Origin of the sequence: Sulfitobacter sp. R86518, from assembly GCF_042466275.1 — a bacterium.
Classification (GTDB): domain Bacteria; phylum Pseudomonadota; class Alphaproteobacteria; order Rhodobacterales; family Rhodobacteraceae; genus Sulfitobacter; species Sulfitobacter pontiacus.
Genome location: NZ_JAXHCA010000005.1, coordinates 1,907,265 through 1,918,944 on the forward strand (window position 1 = coordinate 1,907,265; position 11,680 = coordinate 1,918,944).

Annotated in this window: 13 protein-coding genes; 5 read left to right on the forward strand and 8 right to left on the reverse strand. The window is 60.5% G+C overall.

The window, feature by feature from the left end; genetic code table 11:
• Positions 1-100: 100 nt before the first annotated feature.
• Positions 101-628 (reverse strand): peroxiredoxin-like family protein, encoded by a 528-nt coding sequence (locus SJY36_RS10220; RefSeq protein WP_386174778.1) that lies wholly within the window; start codon positions 626-628, stop codon positions 101-103.
• A gap of 113 nt (positions 629-741) precedes the next feature.
• Between SJY36_RS10220 and SJY36_RS10225 the strand changes: the two genes are divergently transcribed.
• Both SJY36_RS10225 and SJY36_RS10230 read left to right on the forward strand, forming a co-directional pair.
• Complete coding sequence (locus SJY36_RS10225; protein ID WP_386176490.1) at positions 742-1,923, forward strand: NAD(P)/FAD-dependent oxidoreductase; 1,182 nt, start codon at positions 742-744, stop codon at positions 1,921-1,923.
• Positions 1,924-2,093: 170 nt separating this feature from the next.
• A complete protein-coding gene (locus SJY36_RS10230) occupies positions 2,094-2,477 on the forward strand; it encodes a nuclear transport factor 2 family protein (protein ID WP_037944519.1) in 384 nt (127 codons plus the stop codon).
• 219 nt (positions 2,478-2,696) lie between these two features.
• Here the strand turns inward: SJY36_RS10230 and SJY36_RS10235 are convergent, their stop codons facing one another.
• The 5 genes from SJY36_RS10235 to SJY36_RS10255 form a co-directional block, all read right to left on the reverse strand.
• Positions 2,697-3,749 carry an MFS transporter gene (locus tag SJY36_RS10235; RefSeq protein WP_386174782.1) on the reverse strand — a complete coding sequence of 351 codons (1,053 nt, stop codon included), beginning with the start codon at positions 3,747-3,749 and terminating at the stop codon, positions 2,697-2,699.
• Between the two features lie 7 nt (positions 3,750-3,756).
• The gene (locus SJY36_RS10240; protein ID WP_386174785.1) at positions 3,757-3,900 is read right to left on the reverse strand and encodes a hypothetical protein; all 144 of its coding nucleotides are present in this window, start codon (positions 3,898-3,900) and stop codon (positions 3,757-3,759) included.
• A gap of 100 nt (positions 3,901-4,000) precedes the next feature.
• Positions 4,001-5,086: a flavin monoamine oxidase family protein gene (locus SJY36_RS10245; protein ID WP_386174787.1), complete on the reverse strand. Its 1,086-nt coding sequence runs from the start codon at positions 5,084-5,086 to the stop codon at positions 4,001-4,003.
• Positions 5,086-5,274: a hypothetical protein gene (locus SJY36_RS10250; protein WP_386174790.1), complete on the reverse strand. Its 189-nt coding sequence runs from the start codon at positions 5,272-5,274 to the stop codon at positions 5,086-5,088. Before SJY36_RS10250 ends, SJY36_RS10245 begins: the two co-directional genes overlap by 1 nt.
• A 1-nt stretch (position 5,275) precedes the next feature.
• On the reverse strand, positions 5,276-5,956 hold the full coding sequence (locus tag SJY36_RS10255) for a cupin domain-containing protein (RefSeq protein ID WP_386174793.1): 681 nt from the start codon (positions 5,954-5,956) through the stop codon (positions 5,276-5,278).
• A gap of 126 nt (positions 5,957-6,082) precedes the next feature.
• Here SJY36_RS10255 and SJY36_RS10260 point away from each other — a divergent pair, with 126 nt between their 5' ends.
• Positions 6,083-6,628, forward strand: a complete 546-nt coding sequence (locus tag SJY36_RS10260; RefSeq protein ID WP_386174796.1) for a TetR/AcrR family transcriptional regulator — start codon at positions 6,083-6,085, stop codon at positions 6,626-6,628.
• 287 nt (positions 6,629-6,915) lie between these two features.
• Entirely contained in the window at positions 6,916-7,917 is a 1,002-nt protein-coding gene (locus tag SJY36_RS10265; RefSeq protein ID WP_386174799.1) for a YHYH protein, read from the forward strand.
• A gap of 150 nt (positions 7,918-8,067) precedes the next feature.
• Here the strand turns inward: SJY36_RS10265 and murD are convergent, their stop codons facing one another.
• Positions 8,068-9,471 (reverse strand): UDP-N-acetylmuramoyl-L-alanine--D-glutamate ligase, encoded by a 1,404-nt coding sequence (gene murD, locus SJY36_RS10270; protein WP_340286435.1) that lies wholly within the window; start codon positions 9,469-9,471, stop codon positions 8,068-8,070.
• Positions 9,472-9,517: 46 nt separating this feature from the next.
• Between murD and SJY36_RS10275 the strand changes: the two genes are divergently transcribed.
• Complete coding sequence (locus SJY36_RS10275) at positions 9,518-10,429, forward strand: glutaminase (RefSeq protein ID WP_254655113.1); 912 nt, start codon at positions 9,518-9,520, stop codon at positions 10,427-10,429.
• 163 nt (positions 10,430-10,592) lie between these two features.
• Here the strand turns inward: SJY36_RS10275 and mraY are convergent, their stop codons facing one another.
• The gene (gene mraY, locus SJY36_RS10280) at positions 10,593-11,675 is read right to left on the reverse strand and encodes a phospho-N-acetylmuramoyl-pentapeptide-transferase (protein ID WP_005854153.1); all 1,083 of its coding nucleotides are present in this window, start codon (positions 11,673-11,675) and stop codon (positions 10,593-10,595) included.
• Positions 11,676-11,680: the final 5 nt, after the last annotated feature.

Below are 11,680 nucleotides of genomic sequence, written 5' to 3' on the forward strand. Positions count from 1 at the left end.
TACACTGCCTCGTTCCGCCCCTTTTCGGGGTCTAGCTTGCAGTGTAGCGCGAAAGGTCACGCGGGGCTAGTCTGTTTTAACCAGCCCCGCGCAAAGCTGCCTATGCCCCCGCGTGCGTGCCGCGGATCGGATAGTCGTTGTCACGCACAAACTTGATCCCGTTCAGCAGCCCCTCCAGATCAGGCCGCGCGAAGGGCGCGTTCGAGATGTCGAGGATCTGGATATTACCGTCGCCATTCACCACGAACACGCCGGGCTCTGCGAAGGGCTGATCGGTTTCTTGCGGGCTGCGCGGGTCAGAGACATAGAGCCCCAGTTCGCGCATCTGTGCGATGCTCATGTCATAGCCGATGGTCAGGGATAGATCCTGCTCTTGCGCCATCTCGCGCGCCTTGTCTTTCGGATCACCCGATACGGCAACAACGTCCACACCTGCCTTGTTGAAATCCGCGACCAGCCCGTCCAGCGTCGACAGGTATTTCTTGCAGATCGGGCAATGCAGACCGCGATAGACGACCACCAGTTGCCAGTCATTGTCGCCCCGCGGGGTGCCAAGGGTCAACATGCCGCCTTGCAGCTCTGCCACGGTCAGTTTCGGGAATGCGTTACCTGCGTCCAATACGTTCATCGGGTCTCTCCTTTAATTGCTTCGTCACTCACGGAGTTAGTCTTCATGCGCCGGGTTACCACCCCGCTCACGCCCACTTGACCGGCTTGCGTGGCGGGGGCTATGGCGGGGCCATGCAATATGACACGGTAATTTTAGGCGCAGGGGCCGCAGGCATGATGTGCGCGGCCCACGCAGGCGGATCGGTGCTGGTCGTGGATCACGCCAAAGCACCGGGCGAGAAAATCCGCATTTCGGGCGGCGGGCGCTGCAATTTCACCAATATGCACTGCACGCCTGATGCCTTCATCTGCGCCAACCCCCATTTCGCCAAATCGGCGCTGGCGCGTTATACTCAGTGGGATTTCATCGAACTGGTAGACGCACATGGGATCGCGTGGCACGAAAAGACCCTCGGCCAGCTCTTCTGCGACACTTCCGCCAAAGAGATCGTCGCCATGCTGCGCGGCCTGATGCAAAAAGCCGGTGTTGACCTGCGGCTGCACAGCACGCTGACCGATATCGCCGCGCGTGATGCCGGATATAGCATGACCTTGCACACGCCCGACGGCACCACGCCGATCACCACGCGCAACTTTGTCGTTGCCTCTGGCGGGAAATCCATCCCCAAGATGGGGGCGACGGGGCGCGCCTATGAAATCGCCGCGCAGATGGGTATCCCCGTCACCGACACGCGGGCGGGGCTGGTGCCCTTCACCTTTACCGACGCCCGTTTCGCGCCCATCTCCGGCACCGCAACGCCCGCGCGGGTGACTGCCCAAGGCCCCGCCTTTGACGAAGCCCTGCTGTTCACCCACCGTGGCCTCTCCGGCCCTGCCGTGCTGCAAGCTTCAAGCTACTGGACCGAAGGCGCGCCGATCACGGTGAACCTGCTGCCCGACAGTGATCTGCTGACCAAGCTGCGCAGCCAACGCCAGACCTATGGCCGCCGCAACCTGACGACAGAGCTTTCCCACCACCTGCCCGCGCGGCTGGTGGATCATCTGTCGGGGATCATGGACCTTGGCGGCAACGTCGCCGATTGGTCGGATGCAAAACTCGGCACCCTGATCGACACGCTGTCGCATTGGGTTATGACCCCTTCTGGCACCGAAGGCTACCGCACCGCCGAAGTCACCCTCGGCGGGATCGACACCGACGCGCTGTCCTCCAAAACAATGGAGGCCAAGACACGCCCCGGTCTCTACTTCATTGGCGAGGCCGTCGATGTGACCGGATGGCTGGGCGGCTATAACTTCCAATGGGCCTGGTCGTCTGCCATGGCCTGCGCCGCAAATATCGCACGGAAAGAGTAATTTCCAAATGGCCCTAAATCCCGGGGGAGCCGCCTTAGGCGGCGGGGGCAGCGCCCCTGGCCCGACACCATCGACCCAAAGCTGTCATCGACGCATGGAAGCGACCCCGCAATGCAGCTTCCCCAATGCAGACATGCGCCACACTATCGGTAAATTCAGAAAGGACGACCATGCGTGATCCAGAAACCGACAAGGCCAACGTCATCGCCTTTTACGAAATGATGTTCAATGATTGCCGCCCCGCCGACGCCATCGCGCGCTACGCCGGAGCGCAGTACATTCAGCACAATCCCCATGTGGCGGACGGCAAGGCGGCCTTCGTTGACTATTTCGAACGGATGGCCCGCGAGCATCCGGGTAAACATGTCGAGGTCAAGCGGTCATTCGTGGACGGCGATCATGTGATCCTGCATTGCCATCAGCTATGGCCCAACGGTCCCGATTATGCAGGGATGGACATTTTCCGTCTCGATGATCAAGGCAAGATCGTCGAGCATTGGGACGTGCTTCAGGAAATGCCTGTACAGAGTAACAATGACAACGGGATGTTTTGATGCAATGAATGCCGTGCGAGCACAGCAATGAAAGGCCAAAGCTATGCGTTGGCATTTTTGCCAAGAACCGAGCCGCAAGCCCTTTGACAGCGTCGACAACCAACGTGCCGCCAACCCCAACAAGCGTCGCAGTTATAAGAACTTGTGACGCAGGCATGTTACCTTCTTCCTTGAGGTTGGCGTTACCTTACCAGTTTTTGAGACAGTATTGGCACCGCCCTATACGCGCCGCGCCGCTTGCCAGACCAATGGCGCAAGCACGATGGCGATAAAGGGAAACATCAAGAGATTGATGAGGTGCCATCCCGACGCCTGCATCAACGCGCCGGAAAAGAACGAAAGCGCCGCGACTGTGCCGAAGACGGCGAAATCATTCAGCCCTTGGGCACGCCCGCGCTCGGCCTCTGTATGCGCGGCGGCCACCATCGCAGTCGCTCCGATGAAGCCAAAGTTCCACCCGACCCCAAGAAGGATGAGAGATATAAAGAAATGCCTCAGATCCAGACCGGTCAGCGCAACAGCACCTGAAATGCCGATGATGATCAGGCCAGCGGCGGTGACCTTTTCCTTGCCGAACCGGGCGATCAGCTTGCCCGTCACAAGGCTTGGCGCGAACATCGCCAGCACATGCCATTGAATACCCCATGCCGCGTGGTCAATCGAGTGCCCGCATCCGACCATCGCCAGCGGTGCGGCCGTCATGACGAATGACATAAGCCCGTAAGACACCACGCCAGCGGCGACCCCAAGCATGTATTTCGGCGAAGCCAGAAGCTGGAGCACGGTGCGCCCCCCGTCATCGGATGGCCTTTGCGCTGTGGCTGCGGGTTGGCGGCCCCTTAACCGGGTCAGAACAAAAAACGCGATGAGCGCCAGCGCCGCTTGGCTCAGGAAACTCCCCGCAAAGGGCACGCCCGGCACAGCGTCGCGCGTGGCAATCACCAGTTGCGGGCCGATAATGGCTGCGACCAGGCCGCCAACCATAACCCATGAAATGGCCCGCCCCCTGTCTGCCCCTTCGCGCCCGTCGGCAGCTGCGAAACGGTAAGACTGTACATAGGACGCATAGAGCCCCGCCAGAAACGTTCCCAAACAGAAGAATGTGAACGTCCCAAAGGATATCGCACCAGCGGCGACCAATCCCGACAACACGCCGATCATCGCCCCCAGAAGATAACCGCTGCGCCGCCCGTATTGTCGCATGATCCAAGCGGCAGGCACCGTTCCAAGGGCAAGCCCAAGATTATAGATGCTGACCGGAAGGGTCGCCAAAGCGGGGTCAGTCGCGAGATCCTGACCAACCAATCCCCCCCAGCGAGATTACAATCGGTCCGCTGGCAGCCCCCAAGGATTGGGCGAGGATCAGCACCGTCAGGTTGCGCCGGAACCCGGCGGTTTCAGTCGCGTCTATTGTCCGAGTCATCATATATCATCCGTATGGCCACCATGCCCGTTGGATTGGCTTGGCGCGGCGTGTTTTCATTTTTCTATTGGATGCCCAAAATCATGCGGGCGGGTGGTGATCAGGTCTGCATGGGGTCGTGCAGCGCCAGCGTGCTGGCCGCATGTTCGGCCGCCTCTAATGCGCCCTCCAGAAAGCCTCCGAATTCCGGGGCGGCTTCGGTCGACGCAAATATCATCCCGCGTGCTGACAGGGCACGCAGGTTGGACGGCAAACCATAGCGGGGATGGCTTCGAACCGGTTGTCGGTCCTGTGGGCGCGCGATGTGGGGAATGGTCGCCCAGTCTTGCAAAACAAGGTGCATCGGGTTGGCCATTTCCGGAACGAACATCGCCGTAAGCTGCGTCACCGCAAGGCGCATAATCTCATCTTTGTGCTGGGCACGCGCATCCGCAGGGACCCCGACAAAACCAAATAGCGCATAGGGACCGCCCTGCCTTGGCGAAGCATCATGGATTTCAACCATCGGTCCCTGCTGGCTCATGGCGTCGCCGGACAGCCCGGCATTGCGCCAATGAGGCTGGTCGTAAACCGCAACGATCTTGGCCTGACCGGCCATCCAGGTCGGCGTGTCTTGCAATGCCTGGATTTGGCCCGCATCCAGCGCGGGTTCAAAGGAAACGGTATCTGCAATGACCCGAGGCGGCATGGCCATCACGATCCTGTTGGCCTTGATGATCTGCGCTGTGCCGTTTTGATCAACCTGCGCCGTGATGATGCCCGCCGAATGCTCGACCGACGTCACCCGCGTGCTGGTCATGATCTTCACCGGGTCCAACCCTTTGGCCAAAGCATGCACCACGCTGCCGATCCCACCGGCCAAGCGGTACGACCCCTCCATAGAGGCGTAGCCGCGCCCGCGCTGCACGGTGCCGTTTTGCTCTTGATAGACCAAGTCACCCGTCGAGAACTGCCCAAACACAGGTATCTGAAAGCGTTCCGCGAGGGCCGCCATACGCGGCTGCCCCGGCCAGAACCATGCAGGCCCAAGGTCGAAGGCACTGCCCGAAAACTCCTGTGTAAGGATACGCCCGCCAAGGCGGTCCTGCGCTTCAACCAGCAAGAAATCGCGGCCTTGGCGGGCCAGATGGTCGGCAAGCGCAAGACCCGATAGGCCACCGCCCACAATCAGAACATCGGTCTGCATCAGAACGCCTCTCCCATCGGCCCGAGGTCCAACTCATGGGTCCAGGTGGACCGTGGTTGATCCGCCAGTGCCAGATAGGTGCGGACAATATCCTCCGGTTTCATCATCCGTGCGGGGTCCATACTGTGCAGGGCGCGGCTGGCAAGACCGGCACCCGCCCCGCCAATGATTGCAAGTGGATCTGACATCTTATCCCCCGACATTCGGTGCCGTCGGCGTGTCTGCAAGATGGCCAGATTTGACCCAAAGCCGCGCCCCATCAGGGCCGGAAACGGCGCTCAGCCGCGTGTGGGGCGGTAGACGCAGCCAGGAATTGACCGCGAAGACCTCATCCCCTTCGATAAAGCTTCCTTCGACCACAAGGGCTTCGAACCCGTTGTGGCCGGCCTGTGTCACTGCCACGTTGGGCTCCCAAAGCTCGATCCGCACCCGTTCGTGCGCATCCTTGAACAGCGGGATCTCTGAAACACCCTCACGTACCGGCTGCGGGGTCTGGGTGGTGGTGTCTATGGTGATCTGCTGACGGTCATCCATGTCAAACTGCCACAGCTTGACGAAGATCGTCGCCCCCTCGGCCGAGCTTGGCGTGTGCGAAGACGTCGGCGGGTTGCGCACGTAGGTGCCGACCGGAAAGTCACCGTGTTCGTCCTGAAACACACCCTCAAGCACCAAGAACTCTTCGCCGCCTGTATGGGTATGGGCCGAAAACGCGCTGCCCGGCGCGTAGCGGACGATGGTCGTCGCCCGCGCGACTTCGTCCCCGATCCGGTCCAGCATCCGCCGGTCTACGCCTTTCATCGGAGATGCAACCCACGGCTGCCGATCCGTATGTACAACAGCACGTTCATCAAAATTTGCGTTCAGGTTCATGGTACATCCTTCCGGTTCAGCGCGCAGCGGCGCCGCATAGCTACCTATCAGTTGATAGGCTTCCAGTTAGATATTGCCCTCCCCCCTGTCAACACCTATCTACCACATGATAGACAGGAGCCCCAAATGCCGCAGACAATGAAAGACAAAATCCTTGATGCCGCTGAAAAGCGTGTCCGCGGTGCGGGTTTCTCGGCGATGAGCTTTCGCGACCTGGCAAGCGATGTCGGCATCAAAAGCGCAAGCGTTCACTATCACTTCCCGACCAAACCTGATCTTGGCGAAGCTTTGGTGGATCGCTACACCAGCCAGTTCAAAGAGCACCTTGAACAGATCGATACGGCCAGCTTGCAAACGGCGTTGGACAGCTATGTCGCGCTTTACTCTCAAGCGCTGGTCTTGGACGAAACCATCTGTCTTTGCGCGATCATGGGCGCAGAAGCGATCGGGCTGCCCAAGAATGTAAACCAGAAAACAAAAGCATTCTTCAAAATGAACAGGTTATGGCTGCTTGACCTGTTCCAACGCCATAGCGTTCAAAACCCCGAAGACACGTCCTGCCTCATCGTCGCGGCGCTGGAAGGTGGTATGATCGTTGCATCATCCTCCGACGATCGTGCGATGTTCGACCAGATCGCCAAAGCCGCGATCCGAAGTATCGCCAAGATTTGACGTCGATATGGCAGCGCTCGCGACTGCCGTGAACTGCGTTTGCACGTCGAGAAACTATATCACCGCCCGGAACGTCCGCTTTTTCGCGGCCCGAAGTATCAAGCGCGTCATCTTGACCCCGTAAAGAGAATGCCCGCGCTCGGAAAATTCTAGGGCACTATATTTCTGTTGAATAAAAACGACGGAAAGTTGGCACGTGTCCGTTTAAGGCCTAGCTTCGGCTCAGCTGCGCCTCGACCCGAAGTTGGAAGTAAAGATACCGACATCTCATGGGAGATCAGAAAATCATGTCCAGGAAAACTCTCTATGGGACAGCCGGCGCATCGGTTGTGCTGGCCGCCGCATCCCTAATCTATTCGCCTTCATCGGCTCAGAATGCGCAACAGTCGAATGACACTGCGACGGTCGTTGAAGCGGCAAATTGGGCAGATCATGTCAAGATCACGGTCGATGCTGACGCAAAAACCTTCCGCTTTCAATCCAACGGCATCCCGGACCACGGTTTCGCGGAACAATATCTGATTCCAAGCGATCCAAACGATCAACCTTTTGCCGACAAGCCGCTGGAGTTCTTTGACGTGCAGAACTCTGCCGACTACTTCAAAGAGACCGAGATTGACGCGACAATCACAACGCAGCCGGTCTATTCGGATACATCAACGGACACCTCGCTGGGGAGAATTGGCGTGGCCTTGAGTGGCGCACAGATTTTCAACGATTACGAGAACCCCGACCGCTCCGTCGTTGCGATTGACGATCAGGTTGTTCATGATCACGTGGCATTTTTGGACAACTGCAACGGGCACACGCTCGTGGACGGGACGAATTACCACTATCATGGCATCCCTGTTTGTATCGCCGAGGCCGCGGCGCAAGCCGGGCAACATTCGCGGATGATCGGTGTTTTGGCCGACGGCTTTCCTGTCTATGGCAACAATGATGTCGGTGGCATTGTCGTGGTGAATGACGATCTGGATGCGTGCAGCGGCCACTCCGGCCCGACACCTGAATTCCCGGAAGGGATTTACCACTACCACCTCACGGCAGATGAAGCGCCCTATATGATCGACTGCTACCATGGTGAGGTCGACGTGGCCGCGAACAATGGCCCCGGTGGCGGTGGTGCCGCACCGGATTTTGCCGCAGTTGCCGATCAACTGGGCATCACAGAGGCTGAGTTGGTCGGGGCACTTGGTGACACGCGCCCGCCGGACTTTGCCGCGGCGGCTCAGGCACTTGGCGTCAGCGAAGACGACCTGCGCGCAGCTATGCCCGCCCCTGGCCAGTAAAGACCGGATCTGGTGGAAAAACTCGCCTATGCCATAATCGGGGCGTCGATGGCCCCGATCAAACAATCAGTCACGGGCCACAATCTGGACCGGAGCAGACCGAAACACCGCAATCATTGCCGATGCGGCGCTCCCTCCCCATAAACGCAGTTACGCGTCCGTCAGATGCTTCTGGACCTGCGCGACAAAATCCTCTCCGCGGCGCTCGAAACTGTCGTATTGGTCAAAGCTCGCCGCCGCAGGGGCCAGCAAAACGACGTCCCCCGCCTCGGCATCCTCGACCGCGCGCGCGACCGCAACGTCCATCGTGCCACAGACCTCGGCCTCGACCCCCAGTTTCATGGCGAACTGCGCCGCCTCGCGCCCGATCACATAGGCTTTGCGCACCGTCTCCAGCGGTTCTGACAAACTGCCCAAACCGCCCTCTTTCTCAAGCCCGCCGCAGATCCAGCGGATGTTCTTGAACGCCGCCAGTGCCTTGACCGCGCTGTCCACATTGGTCGCCTTGCTGTCGTTGACGAAGCGCACGCCGCCCGCCTCGCCCACGGTCTGGCTGCGGTGCGGCAGGCCGCCAAAGGAATGGAACGCCGCTTCGATGATCTTGGGCGCGAACCCCAGCGTGCGACAGGCGGCATAGGCGGCACAGGCGTTCTGGTGGTTATGCGCGCCGGGCAAGCCGGTGATGCTGCGCAGATCGATGGACCCGATCTGCTTGCCGCCGCGATATTCCGACAAGAAGCCTTTGCGCGCGAAGACCTGCCAACCAAGACCCGTGAGCTTGCGGTCCACCGACACGCGGATCACCCGGTCGTCGGCCGCCCCTTCGCTGAGCTGTCCCGCCAGAAAACGCCCTTCGGGTTCATCCACGCCAATGACGGCACGATCCGGCCCGCCTTCAGCAAAGAGCCGCCGTTTGGCCGCGAAATAGCCGCCCATGCCCGCATGGCGATCCAGATGATCGGGGCTAAGGTTGGTGAAGACGGCGACATCCGGCGTCAGATTGCGCGCCAGATCGGTCTGGTAGCTCGACAGCTCCAGCACCACGACCTCGCCATCAATGGCAGGCTCTATGTCCAGCACCCCGCGACCGATGTTTCCCGCCAGTTGCGTCGGACGACCCGCGTGTTTGAGAATGTGATGCACCAGCGCCGAGGTGGTGGATTTCCCGTTCGACCCGGTGATTGCGATGATCTTGGGCACAACGTCAAAATTATCCCAGGCCAGCGTCGCGAAGCTTTGAAAGAACAGCCCGATGTCATTGTCCACCGGCACACCTGCGTCCTGCGCGGCGACGATCACCGGGTTCGGTGCCGGATAAAGATGCGGGATGCCGGGCGATACGATCAGCCGCGCGATATCATCAAAGACGCCGGCCTTGCCCAGATCCACACAATCGAACCCTTCGGCCTGCGCGGCGGCGCGGGCAGCGGGGTTGTCATCCCAACAAATAGGTACAGCGCCCCCGGCGGCCAGCGCACGGGCCGCAGATAGCCCCGACCGCCCGAGCCCCAGAATGGCGACCTTTGCGCCGGTCAAACCTTGAACTGGTATCATGCCTGCTCTCCTGTTAGCGATGACCCTGAAACTTTCGGAGCCCCTTATGCCCCCTCTGCCAGAGATTTTAGCCCAGCTCAACGCCGACATGCGCGCCACGGAGGACTGGGGAGACGTGGCAGCCTATATCCCGCAGCTGGCCTCTGTCGATCCTGCGCAATTCGGTATTGCGATCACCACCGCGGACGGCGAGGTCTTTACCGCCGGGGATGCCGATACGCCGTTTTCCGTGCAATCCATCACCAAGGTCTTCACCCTTGCCATCGCCCTTGGACGGTCAGGCGACCAGCTGTGGAAGCGCGTGGGCCGCGAGCCATCGGGGCGTGCATTCAATTCCATTGTGCAGCTTGAGGCCGAACAGGGCCGCCCGCGCAATCCGTTCATCAACGCCGGTGCCATTGTCACCACGGACGAGGTGCTCACGGGCCGCGAACCGCGCGAGACCTTGGCCGAAATCCTGCAATTCGTCCGCGCCGCCGCCAGTGACGACGACATCCACATCAACGAAACCGTCGCGGCCTCTGAAACCGCCCATGGCCACCGCAACTTTGCCCTGGCGCATTTTCTGGCCTCCTGCGGAAACCTGAACAACCCGCCGGAGAAGACGCTCGGCACCTATTTCCACCACTGCGCCATCGACATGTCCGCGCGGCAGCTGGCAATGGCCGGACGGTTCCTGATCGAAACCGACAAGCTGCCCCGCATGATCCTGCCGCCCCGCATCCGGCGTCTCAATGCGCTGATGCTCACCTGCGGGCATTATGACGGGTCGGGCGATTTTGCCTACCGCGTAGGACTTCCGGCGAAATCCGGTGTGGGCGGCGGTATTCTTGCCATTGTCCCCGGCCGCGCCAGCATCGCCGTCTGGTCCCCCGGCCTGAACCGCTACGGCAACTCGAAGAAAGGCACCCAGGCCATGGCCCGCCTCGCGCGCGAAATGGGCTGGTCGATCTTCTGACGCCACCACGTCTTCCAGCCTCCCCCGCCCTTCATTTTGCCAAATAAACTCCGGGGGACGCGGCCCCTTGGCCGCGCGGGGGCTGGCCCCCGTCCGCCATAAAAAAAAGCGCGCCACATCCCTGCAGCGCGCCGTCTTGTTTCTTTCCGCTTTGATAAACGGCTCAGCGGACCTTCAGCGTCGCCAGCCCGATCATCGCGAGGATCAAAGAGATGATCCAGAAGCGGATGACGATCTGCGGCTCGGCCCAGCCTTTCTTTTCATAGTGGTGGTGGATCGGCGCCATCAGGAAGACCCGTTTGCCCGTGCGTTTGAAATAGAGCACCTGAATGATCACCGACAGCGCCTCGACCACGAACAGGCCGCCAACGATGGCCAGCACCAATTCGTGCTTGGTGGCAACCGCGATGGCCCCCAATGCGCCGCCAAGGGCCAGCGATCCGGTGTCGCCCATAAAGACCGCGGCGGGGGGCGCGTTATACCACAAAAAGCCCAGACCACCGCCAAAGATACCGGCGGTAAAGACCAAAATCTCGCCCGTCCCCGGCACATAGTGCACGTCCAGATATTCGGTGAAATCGACGCGGCCGACGGCATAGGCGATCACGCCAAGCGCCCCGGCGGCGATCATCACGGGCATGATCGCCAGCCCGTCCAGCCCGTCCGTCAGGTTCACCGCATTCGCCGCCCCCACGATCACGATGATCGAGAAGGGCACGAACAGATACCCAAGGTTGATCAGCGTGTTCTTGAACACGGGCAGTGCCAGTTGGTTCTGCAACTCTGCGGGGTGGAACTGCGCCGCCCAATAGGCCGCGCTGCCCGCGATGATAAAGCCCAGCAACAGACGCATTCTGCTGGAAACACCAGCGGTCGTCTGCTTGCTGACCTTGGCGTAGTCATCGGCAAACCCGATGGCGGCAAATGCCATTGTCACCAGCAGCACCATCCAGACAAACGGGTTGTCCAGTCGCGCCCACAGCAGGGTGGAGGTCAGCAAGGCCCCCACAATCAGCAGCCCGCCCATGGTCGGCGTCCCCGCCTTGACAAAATGCCCCTCGGGACCGTCATCCCGGATCGGTTGGCCCTTGCCCTGCCGCTTGCGCAGCACGGCGATCAGCGGCTTGCCGAACAGAAAGCCAAACACCAGCGCTGTCAGGAAGGCCCCACCGGCGCGGAAGGTGATGTAGCGGAAAAGGTTAAAGAAATCGCCGCCATCTGACAGGAGGGTCAACCAATAGAGCATCGTAC

Coding starts and splice junctions, on each gene's coding strand:
- SJY36_RS10245 (WP_386174787.1), bottom strand. CDS start 5,086: ATGCAGACCGATGTTCTGATTGTGGGCGGTGGCCTATCGGGTCTTGCG.
- SJY36_RS10275 (WP_254655113.1), top strand. CDS start 9,518: ATGCCCCCTCTGCCAGAGATTTTAGCCCAGCTCAACGCCGACATGCGC.
- SJY36_RS10265 (WP_386174799.1), top strand. CDS start 6,916: ATGTCCAGGAAAACTCTCTATGGGACAGCCGGCGCATCGGTTGTGCTG.
- SJY36_RS10260 (WP_386174796.1), top strand. CDS start 6,083: ATGCCGCAGACAATGAAAGACAAAATCCTTGATGCCGCTGAAAAGCGT.
- SJY36_RS10250 (WP_386174790.1), bottom strand. CDS start 5,274: ATGTCAGATCCACTTGCAATCATTGGCGGGGCGGGTGCCGGTCTTGCC.
- SJY36_RS10225 (WP_386176490.1), top strand. CDS start 742: ATGCAATATGACACGGTAATTTTAGGCGCAGGGGCCGCAGGCATGATG.
- SJY36_RS10255 (WP_386174793.1), bottom strand. CDS start 5,956: ATGAACCTGAACGCAAATTTTGATGAACGTGCTGTTGTACATACGGAT.
- mraY (WP_005854153.1), bottom strand. CDS start 11,675: ATGCTCTATTGGTTGACCCTCCTGTCAGATGGCGGCGATTTCTTTAAC.
- SJY36_RS10240 (WP_386174785.1), bottom strand. CDS start 3,900: ATGACTCGGACAATAGACGCGACTGAAACCGCCGGGTTCCGGCGCAAC.
- murD (WP_340286435.1), bottom strand. CDS start 9,471: ATGATACCAGTTCAAGGTTTGACCGGCGCAAAGGTCGCCATTCTGGGG.
- SJY36_RS10230 (WP_037944519.1), top strand. CDS start 2,094: ATGCGTGATCCAGAAACCGACAAGGCCAACGTCATCGCCTTTTACGAA.
- SJY36_RS10220 (WP_386174778.1), bottom strand. CDS start 628: ATGAACGTATTGGACGCAGGTAACGCATTCCCGAAACTGACCGTGGCA.